The following is a 14,935-nucleotide window of genomic DNA, read 5'->3' as shown; positions in this document are numbered from 1 at the left end:
TGATGTGAATGTGCGCTGCCCGGGCTGCAGTCCCGGAATGAAGCCTCTTGATCCGAGACAGCGCGCAGTCCGCGCTCGAGCGAGGAGTGTCATGAATGGTGGCAACAACGACATGGATCGTAATGGCTCGCGACGTTAAGGTACAAGCACTTCTCTCACCGCTTCGCAGCAACGAAAGGAACACCATCATGTCGAAAATCATCCGGGCCGCAGCCGTTCAGATCGCGCCTGTTCTCTATAGCCGGGAAGGCACTGTCGATAAAGTCGTCAGAAAGATTCTGGCGCTCGGCAAGCAAGGCGTCCAGTTCGCGACGTTCCCCGAGACCGTCGTTCCCTACTATCCGTACTTCTCGTTCATCGAATCGCCGTTCGCGATGGGCGCCGAGCACTACAAACTGCTCGAGCAGGCGGTGACAGTACCGTCGGACACGACTCGGGCAATCGGCGAAGCGGCACGACAGGCCGGAATGGTGGTGTCGATCGGCGTCAATGAACGCGACGGCGGGACGATCTACAACACGCAACTGCTATTCGATGCCGATGGCACGCTCGTGCAGCGGCGCCGGAAGCTCTCGCCGACTTACCACGAGCGAATGGTCTGGGGAATGGGCGATGGTTCCGGCTTGCGCGCGGTCGATACTGCCGTGGGACGGGTCGGGCAACTGGCCTGCTGGGAGCACTACAACCCGCTCGCACGGTACGCGCTGATGGCAGATGGTGAAGAAATCCATTCGGCCATGTACCCGGGTTCGTTCGCCGGTGATCTTTTCTCCGAGCAGATCTCCGTGAACATCCGCCAGCACGCGCTGGAGGCGGGCGCCTTCGTGGTCAATGCGACCGCCTGGCTGACTCCCGAGCAGCAACAGCAGATTCTGCGGGATACCAACACAACCCAGCTCGGCCCGATTTCCAGCGGCTGTTTCACCGCGATCGTGTCGCCGGAAGGCGAGTACATGGGTGGCGCGCCGCTGCGTGAAGGGGAGGGCGAGATCATCGCCGATCTGGATTTCTGGCAGATCGACAAGCGCAAACGCATGATGGACTCGCGTGGTCATTACAGCCGTCCCGATGTGCTCGGGCTTGTGATCGACCGCACGCCGAAGCTGCACGTCATCGAGCGGTCGGTGCGCGCACCGGTTGAAGAGCCCGCGAGCGATCTCGAAGAGCTCGCCTGAGCCTGCGTGTGTAATCAGCGATACCGTCGTCGAGTGCGCATCGCGCGAGTGCGATGCGACAAACGCATGAAATTCAACCAGGCTGCTTCGAGCCGATTCCGAACGAGCAAGCAAAATGGACTTCAACGATGTCATGCTGGAACGCAATGCCGACTTCGCAAACACCGCGTTCGCCCCTGAACTGAAGATGATGCCGTCGACGGGGACGGTCGTCGTCGGCTGCGTCGATCCTCGCGTCGATCCCGCTAGCGTGCTCGGCCTGAAGCAGGGTGAGGCGGCCGTCATTCGCAACGTCGGTGGCCGGATCAACAAGCCGTTGCTGGAAACGCTGGCGGTGCTGAGCGTCGTAGCGAAAGCAGCAGGACGCCCCGATGGTGCGCGCAATCTCGTCCTGCTTCAGCACACGGATTGCGGGATCATCGGCTGCCACAAGCATGCACCCGCGTTGCTCGCGAGGCATCTTGGTGTCGACACGGACACGCTTGATGAACTCGCCATCACCGAACCATACGAGGCAGTGGCGCTCGACGTCGCAGCACTCCGGGCGAACAACAACCTTCCCGATGACCTGATCGTGTCGGGACTGGTTTACGACGTCAGAACGGGCCTCGTCGAGACCGTCGTTCCTCCCGCGCCTTTACGGGAAGCTGCAGGCTGAGACCGGCTGGCGGAAAGGACCGGCAGCGTGTCGGGTCTTTCCTGAATGACTGCCGCTGTCGCACATGACGGAGAGCCGCGGTCCGCTTCGAAAAACGTTTGGACAGCGGCGCAAGCGCGAATGAATTTCAGCTGGCTCAGACGTCGCTCATCAAGACTGCGGAAACGCAAGGTCGCGTCATGCTTGTTGCGCTCGGGACGCTGCCTACAAGTCCGCATGGCGGCAGCGGGCCTTGCGAAGCCCGCATGATCCGCGAGCTTCGCACCACCTCTTTCCGACGACGCGTTAATTCGCCGGCTCGAGCAAGCCGAGCATCGTCGGTTCCAGTCGCCAGTCCGGCGTGTGCAAGAGCGGCCATGCACCCGGCGAATCCGGCGAGTTGAAGTAGACGATGGCCGTGAGCGCCGGCATGTGCGGCAGCACGTCGCGCAAGGCCGTCAGTACCGCATGCTGGCGCTCGGGCGTGCCTTCCACGCCCAGTTCCGCGACGATCACCGGCAAGCCGTACTTCTGAACGCGCGCGTACTTCTCTTGCAGGATCGCCCGCGCCGATGGTGCGCCTTCCTTCGCACCCAGCGCGCACGTCGGGCAATCGAAGACCGACAGGCCCACTTCGTCGGCATAGCCGCGTCCCGGAAAATACGCGGGCAACGACGTATCGCCGCGCGGCGACCAGACGAAACTCAGGAGCTTCGAGCCAGCGCGGCAGCGGTCGACGAAATGCCGGTAAGCGGCGATATAACCCGCTGGATCGTTCGCGGCCCACGGATAGCGGCCGGTCGCGGTTTCCATTTCCTGTGCCCAGCGCACCTGCACGTGCGATTCGAGCGAGCGCAGCGCGCTGCACACGCCGTCGATCTCCGCGTCGTAGGCGCCGAGCGTCACGTCGCGCAGAAGCGTATGCGAATTGCGCGATGGGGCCGTCCACGGTTCGACCGTCACCATCAGGCTGCGCTTGCGCAGGCTCGCGTAGTTGCCGGCTTCGCGGATCGCAGCGGGCGCGCCGGGGTCGGCCCAGGACACGAAGATATGCTCGACGTCGAGCGTATCGGCGAGTGCATAGGCGTGGTCCGGATCGTAAGCGCCGATCTTCGGCGGCTTTGCGGCTACCGCGGGCGTGATCGCTTCGCTGCGCCACATCAGCGCTTCGACGCCCTGACCGAGCCGCAGATAGCCGCCCGCGAGCAATACGAGCGCTGCCGTGATGAACAGGCCGCGCCGCGCCAGCGGACCTTCGGCGAAGAGCAGTCCGAGCGTCGATCTGCGATGCCCGCTTTCGCGCGCATGCGCCACCACGATCACGATCGCGATGCCAAGGTACACGAAGGCGTTGAGTATCGACATCACGTAAAAGCCGCGAGCGTTGTCGGCATCATCGACGAGCAGGACCGGCAGCGCGCAGATCAGCACGAGCCAGAGATAGGGCGCAACGACGCGCATGGGCGCGACCGGATCGGCGGCCGCGGTCTTCGGCGTCACGCGAAACGCGAACTCGCGTCCTCGCACGCAGTCGAGCGCCGCCGACACGACGCCGAGCAGCGACCAGGGCCAGCGCGCGAATAGAAACGCAAGCCCTTCCCACGACACGACCTTCGCGCTGTGCGGGCGCAGACAGCCCGTGGTTTTCACCCAGGCCATCAGCAACAGAATACTCGCCGTCACCGGAACCGCGTGCAGCAGGTAATCCGTGTAGGGCACGTCCGCCCAGACGCGATGCGTGAGGAGCGCGATGACCGGCATCGCGACACTCGCCGCCATCGTCAGCGAAAAGAGCGGATACCAGAGCTGCGCGAACAGAAACTGCCCCTTCAAGCGCAGCGGCAGGCGGCCGAAGTACCTCGACGTATAGCGGAACAGAAGTACCGCGAGGCTCTTCGACCACTGGAACTCCTGCGTGACCATGTCCGCGAACGTGCGGGGACCGTCGCCGCTCGCGATTGCGTCGAGTGCGTGCACGCCGTTCCAGCCGTGAGCGTTCATCATCAGCGTGGTCGAGTGGTCCTCCGCGAGTTCCGGGCCGAGACCGCCGATATCCCGCAGCGCGCGCGTGCGCACGGCATAGTGCGAGCCGATGCAAAGCGGCGCCAGCCCGCCGTTATGCCCCGCCTGCAGTGCGCCGTGCAGCGCCGCTTCCGCGTGCAGCCGGCCGCGCGCCGCCCAGCTTTCGGGCGCGTTGCTGTCGCAGATGCTCGGCGCCGACACATAACCGACGTTCGGATCGGAGAACGGACGCAGCATCGCTTCGAGGTAGCCCGGCTGCGGCACGTGGTCCGCGTCGAGCTGCGCGACGAAATCATAGTTCGCATAGCCGAAGTGGTCGTAGAAGTAGGCGAGATTGCCCTCCTTGCAGCGCGTGCGCCGGGGCCACGACGCATTGTGGTAATCGGCCACGTCCTTGCGCGTCGAGAGATGCACGCCGTGGCGCGCGCACCAGTCGATCGTCTCGTCGAAGGGATCTTCATCGGCGAGCCAGGTGTCGTGCGGATAGGACTGCGCAAGCATGGCGAGCAGCGTCGTCTGCACGATCGCGAAGGGTTCCGACGGCGCCTTCGTCACCACCATCGCCACACGAAGACCTGCGGGAACCGCCCGCGCGCGATTCGGCACGCGGGCGCGCGAGAACACCAGCACGAAGTAGCCTGGGATGACCGTGGTCCAGAAGAGCACCGCGCAGTTCACCGGGTAGCGAAATGCATCGACGTTGTGTTGCGGCTGCAGCCACCACGCCCAGAACCCGAGGAGGCTCAGCAGCCAGCATGCCGCCAGCACGGTGAAAGAGATGCGTTGCCTTCCGGACAGCAAGGGCACGAGGTAGGGCGCGGCGAGATTCGGCGTGTCCGCCTCGCTCGCCGGGCGGCCACGCTCCGCCTCCAGTTGCTCGGGACGGGTGACCGGCGTGCTCATACGGCCTCGCTTGCTTCGACAGCGACAAGAACGTCCCCGCGCGCTTCGTGATGCGCAGGTTTTGCCGGCACGACGAACGGAGCAGGCGTGCGCCGGGCGCGCCGTTCGGTGGCGGGCGCGCGTCGCCTGCTCACGGACTTGCGCCCGATGCGCACGTACTGACGAAAGCCGCTCTCGCGCACGGCGTCTTCATCGAACAGATTGCGCAGGTCGACCATCACCGGGTCGGCCATATAGTCGGCCAGCTCGCCCAGATCGCACTCGGTGAAGTCTTTCCAGTCCGTCAGGATCACGAGCGCGTCCGCGCTGCGCGCCGCGCCGACCGGCGTCGCCGCCACGCCGATGTTCGGCAGCATGCGCGCGGCTTCGACCGGGCGGGACGGATCGTACGCACGAACCTTCGCGCCGCGCTCTTCGAGCATCTGGATGAGGCCAACGCTCGGGCTTTCGCGCATGTCGTCCGTCTGGCCCTTGAAGGTGAGGCCGAACACGGCGAGCCGCTTGCCCGCGACCGAACCGCCGCACGCCGCTTCGATCTTGTCGAACATGACCGTCTTGCGGCGCGAGTTCGCTTCGATCGCTGCCTCGACGATGCGCATCGGCACGATATGTTCGGACGCTGTCGCCTTGAGCGCGCGCGTGTCCTTCGGGAAGCACGAGCCGCCCCAGCCCGGACCGGCCTTCAGAAACGCCGCGCCGATACGCCGGTCCAGACCGATGCCCGCCGCGACGCGATCGACGTCCGCGCCGACGACCTCGCACAGATCCGCGATCTCGTTGATGTAGCTGATCTTCACGGCGAGGAACGCGTTGGCCGCGTATTTGATGACCTCGGCTGTTTCGATTTCGGTGGCGAGCACTTCATAGCCGTTCTGCGCGAGCGGCGCGTAGATGCGGCGCATGATGGCGGCGGCGGCTTCGCTGTCGGTGCCGAACACGACGCGATCCGGATGCATGAAGTCCTCGATCGCCGAGCCTTCACGCAGGAACTCGGGGTTGGACGCGACCGCGAACGATTGTCCCGGCGCGAGGCAGCGCTCGGCCACGCGCTGCACTTCGCGATTCGTGCCGACGGGCACCGTCGACTTGGTCACGAGCACCGTGAACTGGTCGATGTTCGGCGCGACTTGCTCGGCCACCGCCATCACATAGCTCAGGTCCGCGCGGTCCGTGCCCGGATGCGAGGGCGTGCCGACCGCGATGAACACCGCTTCGCGCCCCTTCACGCTCGCCGCTAGGTCGAGGCTGAAGCGAAGGTTGCCGCGCTCGGCGTTGCGGCCGACGAGTTCGTCGAGGCCCGGTTCGTAGATCGGAATGCGGCCGTTGTTCAATGCATCGATCTTGGACGGATCGTTGTCGATGCAGATCACGTCATGTCCCAGTTCGGCCAGGCACGCGCCACTCACAAGTCCGACGTAGCCGGTCCCCACGATTGCAATACGTACGCTCATTTTGTTGCTCCCCGATTCGATTGATCGATTGCTTCTGGTCTGTGTTGGTCTTCTTCTGCCCGTTGTGCGTCGCGCGTTCAGGCGGCGACCGGGCTATCTGTTTCGATGAACCATTTCGCCGCTGTTTCGACCATCGGTCCGATGTCCGTGTACTGCGGCTTCCATCCGAGCACGCGCTGCGCTTTGTCCGCCTGCGCCCAGAGCGCGGGCGGGTCGCCCGCACGGCGCGGCGCGTGCATCGCGTTCACGGGCTTGCCGGTTGCGGCGTGCACCGCGTCGAGCAATTCGAGCACCGATGTGCCGCGTCCCGTCGCAAGGTTGAATGCGCCGCTGTCGCCGCCTTTGAGCAGGTGAGCCATCGCGCGCAGATGGGCATCCGCGAGATCGTTGACGTGCACGTAGTCGCGCACGGCGGAGCCATCGGGCGTCGGGTAGTCGGTGCCCATCACCTTGAAGGCGGGAGCCGTGCCGAGCGCGGCGCCGATCGCGAGCGGAATCGCGTGCGTTTCCGGATCGTGACGCTCGCCGAGCTCGCCTTCGGGATCGGCGCCCGCCGCGTTGAAGTAGCGCAGTGCGATCCAGCGCAGGCCGTATGCGTGTTCATAGTCGGCGGCCATGCGTTCCGTGATGAGCTTCGTGAAGCCATACGGGTTCACCGGTTGTTGCGGCGTGTCCTCGGTGATGGGCAACACGGCGGGAATGCCGTAGGTCGCGCAACTCGACGACAGCACGATGCGCGATACATCGTGACGGCGCATCGCGTCGAGCAGCGATTGCGTGCCGCCGACATTCACGCGGTAATAGCTCGCCGGGTGCTGCATCGACACGCCCACATAGGCGAGCGCGGCGAAGTGAATCACGATGTCCGGGTGATGCGTCTCGAATGCGGCGTCGAGCGCATCGGCATCGAGCAGATCGCCGATACACAGCGGGCCCCACTTGACCGCGTCCGCGTGACCTGTCGAGAGATTGTCGAAAACGATGGGCGTATGACCTGCACGCGCCAGCATCTTGCACGTATGGCTGCCGATATACCCGGCGCCGCCGGTAACGAGTGCTTTCATGATCAGCATTCCTCCGCGAGCGGCGTGAGCCAGAGCTCGGCGCTGAAGTAGGCAATCGTCGACGAGAGTCCTTCGCGCAGCGGAATCTGCGGCTTCCAGCCGAGCAGCGATTGCGCGATGCCGATATCGGGACGGCGTTGCTTCGGATCGTCCACAGGAAGCGGTTTGTTCGTGAGCGTCGACGAAGTGCCCGTGATGCCGATCACCAGCTCCGCCAGTTCGCGCATCGTGAATTCGCCGGGATTGCCGAGATTGACCGGACCTTGCGGCGCTTCGGGTGCGCGCATGATGCGGAAGAATCCTTCGACGAGGTCGTCGACGAAACAGAACGAACGCGTTTGCGAACCGTCGCCATAGATCTCGAGCGGATCGCCGCGCAGTGCCTGCACGACGAAGTTCGAGACGACGCGTCCGTCCTGAGGGTCCATGCGCGGACCGTAGGTATTGAAGATGCGCGCGACACGCACGTCGGTGCCGTACATGCGGCGATAGTCGAAGCACAGCGTTTCGGCGGCGCGCTTGCCTTCGTCATAGCATGCGCGCGGACCGACCGGATTCACCTTCCCGCGATACGACTCCACTTGCGGATGCACTTCCGGGTCGCCATACACTTCGCTCGTCGATGCCTGAAAGACGCGTGCGCCGGTATCGTAGGCGAGATCGAGGCAGTTCTTCATGCCCATCACGTTGGTGAGCATCGTGTGGACGGGATCGACCTGATAGGTCGGCGGCGAGGCGGGGCAGGCCAGGTTCCAGATCTCCGACACGTCGATCTGCGGCAACGACACGGAGATATCGGCTTCGATCAACGTGAAGTGGGGCGATGCTCGCAAGTGCGCCACATTGGCGCGTCGGCCCGTCATGAAATTATCGACACAGACCACCTGCTTTCCTTCCCGCACGAGGCGGTCGCACACGTGACTGCCCAGGAATCCCGCGCCCCCCGTTACCATTACAAATGGCCGGTCGTTCGTTTTACTAATTAATGTATTAGTCATTGTGGTCTTTTGATTTTTGATTTCTTGTTCAGGTATTCGGTCCATCTAAACGATGACCATCGACCGCTTTCCCTGTCTTCGGTTTGCTCATGCCGCAGACGAATATTCGACGTACAAATGTGGGGCCTCTGTTGTGCCACGCACAAATTGCCGCTGTTTGAATGACGAAAACGTTTGGCGGAAAAAAATTCTTGGCAAACGTTTGCGTTTCCGCCCGGGAAATGCGATCTAAAACGCGCTGCCCCGACCTGGCAGCCGGATCAGTTGCAACTGGATTCTGTCGAAGGCAATCCGCTACGAGATTTCCCGGAATGGGCGTCGGCACGACGATGAGGGAACCGGCGCACGAGCACGTCGATAACGCAGGCCGTGCGTCCCCAGGGCGCTACCGTCCGGACGCATGCGTTGACCACGCCACGCGTCACACTTCACTGCGCTTCAGGAGGTAATCCAGACCGCCAGCCCGGTACCATCGGTACCCGTACGGTTCCAGCACGACGGTGTGATGTCCTTTCGAATTGCCCTGGCTGTGATCGTCCGAGAGCAAGTTGACGAGCATGGCGTTCTCGCCGGCTCCTGAGCCGACCCGGAACTTCACCGTGCACGCGGCCGGGCTGAAGTTGTGCAAGCAGACCACTGAGTTGTTGCGCCAGTCGTACCGCAGCGCGAGCACATCTTCACGCGAGGCCGGCAGAATCGCGAAATCGCCCCAACTGATTTCAGGCACTTCCTTGCGCATGCGAAGCATGCGTTCGGTCCAGTTCAACAGCGAGTTCGGATCCCGACGTTGGCTCGCGACATTCACGCGTTCATACCCGTACGGTCCGTCCGAGATGACCGGACAGACCGGGCGCGGATGCTTCGTGAAGCCGGCGTGCGGCTCGCTCGACCATTGCATCGGCGTGCGCACGCTTTCGCGATCGGGAAGACGCAGATCGTCGCCCATGCCGATTTCATCGCCGTAACGCACGACGGGCGTTCCCGGCAACGTCAACATCAGGCTGTACGCGAGCTCTAGCCGGCGCCGGTCGCCATCGAGCATGGGCGCGAGACGCCGACGAATGCCGCGTTCGTAGAGCTGCATGGCCGGATCGGGGCCGAACGCAGCGAAAACGGCTTCACCCTCCTGACGTGACAGCCGGCCGAGATCGAGCTCGTCATGGTTTCGCAGAAACACGCCCCACTGAGCCGCTGCCGCGCGCGATTTCGTCGACTCGAGCGCATTCTTCAGAGGGCCGGTATCCGCGGTCGCGAGCGCATAGAACGTGTTCTGATTCACCTGGAAGTTGAACATCATTTGCAGCCGCTCGCCGGCGTCGCCGAAGTACTGCATGTCCGTGTCGGGCAGCACGTTCGCCTCCGCGAGAATGATCGCGTCGCCTTGGCGCCATTGCAGAAACTCGCGAAACGTACGCAGCATGTCGTACTGTTCGACGGGCCTCTTCACCTGCGCTCCCTTCGTGGCGATGACGAATGGCACGGCGTCCATGCGAAACCCCGAGACGCCGAGCTGGATCCAGAACCCCATGATCTTGAGCAACTCCGCCTGCACATAGGGGTTGGCGGTGTTGAGATCGGGCTGGAACTCGTAGAAGCGATGGAAATACCACATGGCCGCTTCCTTGTCATAGGTCCACGTCGACCTTTGCACGCCGGGAAAGACCACGCCGTCTTTCGCGTGCGCCGGCCGCTTCTTCGACCAGACATACCAGTCGCGATACTTCGACTCCGGGTCGCGCCGTGCGTCCCTGAACCACGGATGCTGGTCCGACGTGTGATTCACGACGAGATCGATCATTACACGCAGGCCGCGTTGACGGCATGCGTGTGTGAACTCTGTGAAGTCGCCAAGCGAGCCGTAGCGCGGATCGACGTTGTAGTAGTCGGTGATGTCATAGCCATTGTCGCGACCCGGCGATGGCTGGAACGGCATCAGCCAGATGGTGGTGATGCCGAGCCCCTGCAGATAGTCGAGCCGCCGCAGCAGGCCCTGGAAGTCGCCGACGCCATCCGCGTTCGCGTCCATGAACGTACCGACCGACAAGCAGTAGATGATCGCGTTCTTGTACCAGAGGTCGTTGACCATATGCTTTGCAGGAGGTCCGGTTCGTGGTCGGATGGCTCGCGCTGGCGACTCGCGCGGCAGGGCATGTCCGAGTGTAATGGCCATCGTTCAGACCCGGCAACTCGATACAACCCTCGGCATTCACGTGTGCATGGGCGGCGCCGGGATAACGGCTCGCGATGGTCCGCGGCCTTCTTGTTCTGACGCGATCTCGAACTATCCGACAGCCGAAACGGTATCCCGATCGCGCACGATCCAGTCGCTGAAGAGCTTGACCTTCGGTTGATGCGCAACGCGTCGTAGAGGAAGTTGCCCGCATGGACCGGGCTCGTCGAATCGCCCGCGATGATGCAGTCGCGTCGACAGGGCGCTCAACGCCTCGCGCGCGTCGCCGACGATAGCCACGTCCGGATGAACGTCGCGCATGACCTGGTGTGCGTCGATGTCGATGCGGATGAGTTGTCCGGCGACCGCGAATCGGCGCCGGCGGCGGGGGCGAAATCATTCTCGACGCGGCTGCGTCGCGACGACAATCGAAAAGATTTCATGAGGCGCATTACCTTCCTGCATGAGCGGGAAGTCACGCCTGGGCAAGAGCGATGGGGAGGATGGCACGTCGACGACTGTCGTGCCTTCGAATGGATGCGTGGTCGCTCGACGCGTACGCCTCGCGCCTGGAGCATCTGCGGGTGACGCACGCCCGAAGCGGTCCGCAAGCCGGTGGGACTTCGCGGTCGTTGCTCCACTATGAGTCGCGTAGAACAGGCGACTCGAGCCGCAGTTCGGAATAGAACCCGGGGCAGGTCAAGGTGAGGATGCGATCCGTGCTAGGCACATTGCAATTCGTTTCCCTTGGGAAGGCCGAGCATCGTGGCTGGCGAGCCTGACGGAGGCGCCTGTTCGCGGGTCGTTGTGCCAAGAAGATCAAGCAGGACGGTCAAGCGATGACGATCGCGGGCCGATAGTCCTGGAAGCACGAGAAGTTTTTCTGTCTGGGCTGCCCAGTATTCACGGCGGATCAGCGTCGGTCGACAAATCAACGTATTGATCGACCGTTCAAGCTGCTTAATGTCGCTTTCAAGATTCACACTCATCTCCTTCTGCCGGGCACCCCGCGCATCGATGCGGACTTGCTTCTGCGATCACACGTCGCGGAGTGTGACGTTCAGACATGCCGTTCACGGCGGGCCTCAAAGTCCAGTCTTGCGCAAACGTTAGCTTCTCCGCGTGCTGTTACCACTTGTAGCTTGTTGGGGATAACGGCATCCGCTCAACGGGACTTGATGGGGGTTTACGCGTATTTCCGACACGGATGATCCGCGCGTCCAAGAGCAGTCTGTAGGTCGGCTAACACCGCCCCGTGGCTCCAAGGTCCGATGCAAAACCTCTGTCTGCGCCCCGGGTTCGCGTTGCCAGGCTTCCGTGTCCGAGCGTCGAGAAGCTTGGCAGGACCGGCCTTGACCGCTTCCCCATAACGCTTCTCGACCAAATGCTCCGGCTAGCCCGAGGAGAATCGAAACCGGCGAATCATCGACGCGCTTTTTTGACGTGCGCCAACGCACCATGATGATGCTGCAGGCGAACTTCCATGTCTTCGTCGGGTGCACCTTCGCGCACGTGCGACAATCGAATACCCCAGCTCCGGTGTGATCGGCGATACCGCAGCCAATATCGATCACTTCGACCAATACGCGGGGCGCGTCTTGCCGAAGCCGCACAGAACTCTGGCCACCCCTTCTGATATTTGAAAGGAAAAAGGAGAGCACCGATGCCGAGCGTTGAACGAGCGCGACCGGCCACGCTTATCGACTCTGTATGGCGCATGCTGCTTCGCACGGGATATCAGCTCGCTCGCGTGTGGTGGCACCTTCGACGGCCTCACCATGAAGGCGCGCTCGTGGCGATCTACGTCGGACGAACGCTCTTGCTCGTGAAGTCATCGTATAGGCCCGAATGGAATTTGCCCGGCGGCAGTGTGAGCGCTGGTGAGACGCCTTATGAGGCAGCATTGCGCGAACTGGACGAGGAGATCGGCTTCTCGTCACACGCGCTGATTCCGGCGGGCAGCGCCTGCGGTGTCTGGGATGGACGAAGAGACACCGTGCATTTCTTCGAACTGCACCTCGATTCCATGCCCGAACTACGGCTCGATAACCGTGAGATCATCGATGTGCATTTCGCATCGCCCGAGGAACTACGCGGCATCGCTCTGACGGAGGCGGCCGCTGCATATTGCTTCGCATGAGAATTCGAAAGATCGGCAAACGCGTGAGGCTTGCAATCAGCAATGACCATAACGGATCTCGACATCGAACGTTGCGTGCTGGATCTGCTCGGCCGGCGCGCTGAAACAAGCTCGATTTGTCCATCGGACGTTGCGCGCACGCTTCTTTGCGATGAAGAGGAATGGCGCGCACTCATGCCCTCGGTACGGAAAGTGGCTGCACATCTGGCTTGTGACGGAAGAATCGTCATCGCACAAGGCCGGGCGACGCTGAACCCCGAACTGACTATTCGTGGTCCGATTCGTTTGCGGCGTGGACCGACATTCGCCGCATCGGAATAGCGTTACGCGTCGCCCGACGCGGCGATTAACCGTCCAACGGAAATATTCGGCACGCACGGTCTAATTCGTCTCATTCCTGCCAGATATGGCAATCCCGACCAGACGGAACGCACATTGCTAGGCAAGACAACGGACATTACCTTCCGGTTCCGTTTAAGCAGAGGCAAGCATGACCGACTTCGAAACCATCTATATCGGCAGCGAAGAGCCGGATTCGCTCGACGCACGCATGTTATGCGATGAACGCTCGGCCTACCTCGCGGCGATGACGGGGAAGAGCGCACAGCAGAGCATTGCATATGGCGACCTGCGGAGCATCCGCGCCCGTTTCGTGCTGGCGAGAAACTCGATGGGCGAAGCGATGGGATGCGGAGCGATCCGACGGCAAAGCTACAACGTCGCCGAAGTGAGGCTTTTATATGTTCGTCTGCAATATCGCGGTCTCGAAGCGACCTTGCTGTCACATCTCGAAGGACAAGCACGCTTGCTGGGCTATCACGTGCTGCGGCTCTGCGTTACGCCGGCCGAGCGGGGTGCATCGCGGGCCTGCGAAGCTCGTGGGTACCGTCGCATGTCGGTCGAGCCCGGCAATCGTTCGGCGGACAGGTCTGTGTGGTTCGAAAAAGCACTGGGCGACTTCGATACCGCTATCACGCCCGCCGCAACAGGACTGTCATCCCGCTGAATTGCAACGAACCTTGAATGAAGCGCGAACAGCTTTCGCGATGATCGAATCAACAGAATCGCAGGGCTAACGACACCAAAGGTGGTGTGATGGCCAACGGCATGGCGGACCTCTTCCGGCGCTTGACCACAGGCGTCCATGTAATCGGCGTCGCGCACGGCAATCTGCGAAATGCGTTCACTGCGAGTTCGGTCTCAATGGTCTCCTATCGCCCGCTGCTCGTCGCGCTCAGCATCAATCCGGAACACGCGTCCTATGCGATTCTGAAGAGCGGGCGGGTCTTCTCGATCAATGTGCTGCGAGCGGACCAGCAGGCATCGGCCGAGCACTTCGGAACGCAATCGGGCCGCGCGGTCGACAAACTATCGTCGGTGCAGTGGCGTGCAGGTCGTACGGGGGCGCCGCTATTGCCCGACGCGCTTGCTTATTTCGACTGTCAGACGGTCACCGACATCGAGGCCGGCGATCATCGCCTGGTGGTGGGCCAGGTCGTCGACGGCGCGGTGCTCGATCCGGATGGGCAGCCGTTGCTCTACGCAGCGACTGGAAACCTGGACGGGAGTGCCGATCTGTACCCGACGGATTTCCGCGGACTGGAACAGGTTCGATGCCGGCCTTGAAAGGCCGAGTCCGGTGAAAGATTCATGGCGAGCGTTGCATGTCCCGCTGAAACTGCTGGCGCGTTGGCCTAATATAGCGCCCGATGAGCCGGTCTCCGTGAGCGGCATTGGCGCGGGCAGAAGCGAGAAAAACGGCGCCCGTATGTCCTTCGAAAGGTCCGGTTGATAAATTTCTGGCTCGAACTACTTCTGCGGCCCCGAATATGAGTCGACAAAACCCACTGCCCGATGCAGAGCCGATGCACACCGTGCCCACGACGTCGAGTCCGGGCTACGCGAAAGCCAATCCGATCACGCGGGCGTTCGACGCGTTCGCGAGTGCCGTCACGCGATGGGCGGGCTCGCCTGTGGCATTCGGGCTCGCCGTCATCTCGGTCGTGATATGGCTCGTGTCCGGACCGATGTTTCGCTTTTCCGAAGGCTGGCAATTGGTCATCAATACAGGCACGACGATCGTCACGTTCCTGATGGTCTTTCTCATTCAGCAGAGCGCAAACAAGGACAGCGTCGCGCTTCATCTGAAGCTCAACGAGTTGCTGGCGTCCCATCGCCTGGCGAGCAATCAGTTGATCGGCATTGAAGACGCGACCGAGGACGAGTTGCGCAAGCTCGCCGCCGCCTATCTGAAACTCGCATCGGAAGGCGACGGAGGCCCTCTGAACATCGCGGATGACGACGGGGCGGCCGCCGAAATCGCGCGGCGGCTCGCGAGGGCGCAAGACAAGACTGCGGGCAGGCGCACAGCCTGA

The 14,935-nt window shown here is 62.6% G+C and carries 14 protein-coding genes; 8 read left to right on the top strand and 6 right to left on the bottom strand.

Annotation, left to right across the window (positions count from 1 at the left end; genetic code table 11):
- The first annotated feature begins 188 nt into the window (after positions 1–188).
- Together NCR38_RS19130 and NCR38_RS19125 are read left to right on the top strand one after the other, a co-directional pair.
- Positions 189–1,175 (top strand): nitrilase-related carbon-nitrogen hydrolase, encoded by a 987-nt coding sequence (locus NCR38_RS19130; protein WP_061117964.1) that lies wholly within the window; start codon positions 189–191, stop codon positions 1,173–1,175.
- A gap of 115 nt (positions 1,176–1,290) precedes the next feature.
- Positions 1,291–1,833, top strand: a complete 543-nt coding sequence (locus NCR38_RS19125) for a carbonic anhydrase (RefSeq protein ID WP_061117965.1) — start codon at positions 1,291–1,293, stop codon at positions 1,831–1,833.
- A 285-nt stretch (positions 1,834–2,118) separates the two neighbouring features.
- Here NCR38_RS19125 and NCR38_RS19120 read toward each other — a convergent pair whose 3' ends face one another.
- The 5 genes from NCR38_RS19120 to NCR38_RS19100 form a co-directional block, all read right to left on the bottom strand.
- On the bottom strand, positions 2,119–4,737 hold the full coding sequence (locus NCR38_RS19120; RefSeq protein WP_250477472.1) for a glycosyltransferase family 2 protein: 2,619 nt from the start codon (positions 4,735–4,737) through the stop codon (positions 2,119–2,121).
- Positions 4,734–6,188, bottom strand: a complete 1,455-nt coding sequence (locus tag NCR38_RS19115) for a UDP-glucose/GDP-mannose dehydrogenase family protein (protein ID WP_086960988.1) — start codon at positions 6,186–6,188, stop codon at positions 4,734–4,736. The genes NCR38_RS19120 and NCR38_RS19115 overlap by 4 nt, the downstream gene beginning before the upstream one ends.
- A gap of 77 nt (positions 6,189–6,265) precedes the next feature.
- Positions 6,266–7,252, bottom strand: coding sequence for a UDP-glucose 4-epimerase GalE (galE, locus tag NCR38_RS19110; RefSeq protein WP_061118132.1), 987 nt, complete (start codon positions 7,250–7,252; stop codon positions 6,266–6,268).
- 2 nt (positions 7,253–7,254) lie between these two features.
- Complete coding sequence (locus NCR38_RS19105; protein ID WP_061117967.1) at positions 7,255–8,250, bottom strand: UDP-glucuronic acid decarboxylase family protein; 996 nt, start codon at positions 8,248–8,250, stop codon at positions 7,255–7,257.
- A gap of 421 nt (positions 8,251–8,671) precedes the next feature.
- The gene (locus NCR38_RS19100; protein ID WP_061117968.1) at positions 8,672–10,336 is read right to left on the bottom strand and encodes an alpha-amylase family protein; all 1,665 of its coding nucleotides are present in this window, start codon (positions 10,334–10,336) and stop codon (positions 8,672–8,674) included.
- 390 nt (positions 10,337–10,726) lie between these two features.
- Here NCR38_RS19100 and NCR38_RS19095 point away from each other — a divergent pair, with 390 nt between their 5' ends.
- On the top strand, positions 10,727–11,008 hold the full coding sequence (locus tag NCR38_RS19095) for a hypothetical protein (RefSeq protein WP_086960990.1): 282 nt from the start codon (positions 10,727–10,729) through the stop codon (positions 11,006–11,008).
- A gap of 134 nt (positions 11,009–11,142) precedes the next feature.
- On the opposite strand, the gene NCR38_RS19090 is transcribed toward NCR38_RS19095, so the two are convergent.
- Positions 11,143–11,403: a hypothetical protein gene (locus NCR38_RS19090; RefSeq protein ID WP_250477471.1), complete on the bottom strand. Its 261-nt coding sequence runs from the start codon at positions 11,401–11,403 to the stop codon at positions 11,143–11,145.
- 680 nt (positions 11,404–12,083) lie between these two features.
- Between NCR38_RS19090 and NCR38_RS19085 the strand changes: the two genes are divergently transcribed.
- The 5 genes from NCR38_RS19085 (at position 12,084) to NCR38_RS19065 (ending at position 14,935) form a co-directional block, all read left to right on the top strand.
- The gene (locus tag NCR38_RS19085; protein WP_061117970.1) at positions 12,084–12,560 is read left to right on the top strand and encodes an NUDIX domain-containing protein; all 477 of its coding nucleotides are present in this window, start codon (positions 12,084–12,086) and stop codon (positions 12,558–12,560) included.
- Between the two features lie 30 nt (positions 12,561–12,590).
- On the top strand, positions 12,591–12,881 hold the full coding sequence (locus tag NCR38_RS19080) for a DUF3253 domain-containing protein (RefSeq protein WP_250477470.1): 291 nt from the start codon (positions 12,591–12,593) through the stop codon (positions 12,879–12,881).
- A gap of 169 nt (positions 12,882–13,050) precedes the next feature.
- Complete coding sequence (locus NCR38_RS19075; protein ID WP_061117972.1) at positions 13,051–13,566, top strand: GNAT family N-acetyltransferase; 516 nt, start codon at positions 13,051–13,053, stop codon at positions 13,564–13,566.
- 89 nt (positions 13,567–13,655) lie between these two features.
- Entirely contained in the window at positions 13,656–14,186 is a 531-nt protein-coding gene (locus NCR38_RS19070) for a flavin reductase family protein (RefSeq protein ID WP_061117973.1), read from the top strand.
- A gap of 239 nt (positions 14,187–14,425) precedes the next feature.
- On the top strand, positions 14,426–14,935 hold the full coding sequence (locus NCR38_RS19065) for a low affinity iron permease family protein (RefSeq protein ID WP_250477469.1): 510 nt from the start codon (positions 14,426–14,428) through the stop codon (positions 14,933–14,935).

The sequence above is a fragment of the Caballeronia sp. INML1 genome (genome assembly GCF_023631085.1).
Classification (GTDB): domain Bacteria; phylum Pseudomonadota; class Gammaproteobacteria; order Burkholderiales; family Burkholderiaceae; genus Caballeronia; species Caballeronia turbans.
Note: the sequence above shows the minus strand (reverse complement) of the source record. Positions and strands in the feature narration are given on the sequence as shown.

Coding starts and splice junctions, on each gene's coding strand:
- NCR38_RS19130 (WP_061117964.1), top strand. CDS start 189: ATGTCGAAAATCATCCGGGCCGCAGCCGTTCAGATCGCGCCTGTTCTC.
- NCR38_RS19125 (WP_061117965.1), top strand. CDS start 1,291: ATGGACTTCAACGATGTCATGCTGGAACGCAATGCCGACTTCGCAAAC.
- NCR38_RS19120 (WP_250477472.1), bottom strand. CDS start 4,737: ATGAGCACGCCGGTCACCCGTCCCGAGCAACTGGAGGCGGAGCGTGGC.
- NCR38_RS19115 (WP_086960988.1), bottom strand. CDS start 6,188: ATGAGCGTACGTATTGCAATCGTGGGGACCGGCTACGTCGGACTTGTG.
- galE (WP_061118132.1), bottom strand. CDS start 7,252: ATGAAAGCACTCGTTACCGGCGGCGCCGGGTATATCGGCAGCCATACG.
- NCR38_RS19105 (WP_061117967.1), bottom strand. CDS start 8,250: ATGACTAATACATTAATTAGTAAAACGAACGACCGGCCATTTGTAATG.
- NCR38_RS19100 (WP_061117968.1), bottom strand. CDS start 10,336: ATGGTCAACGACCTCTGGTACAAGAACGCGATCATCTACTGCTTGTCG.
- NCR38_RS19095 (WP_086960990.1), top strand. CDS start 10,727: ATGAACGTCGCGCATGACCTGGTGTGCGTCGATGTCGATGCGGATGAG.
- NCR38_RS19085 (WP_061117970.1), top strand. CDS start 12,084: ATGCCGAGCGTTGAACGAGCGCGACCGGCCACGCTTATCGACTCTGTA.
- NCR38_RS19075 (WP_061117972.1), top strand. CDS start 13,051: ATGACCGACTTCGAAACCATCTATATCGGCAGCGAAGAGCCGGATTCG.
- NCR38_RS19070 (WP_061117973.1), top strand. CDS start 13,656: ATGGCCAACGGCATGGCGGACCTCTTCCGGCGCTTGACCACAGGCGTC.
- NCR38_RS19065 (WP_250477469.1), top strand. CDS start 14,426: ATGCACACCGTGCCCACGACGTCGAGTCCGGGCTACGCGAAAGCCAAT.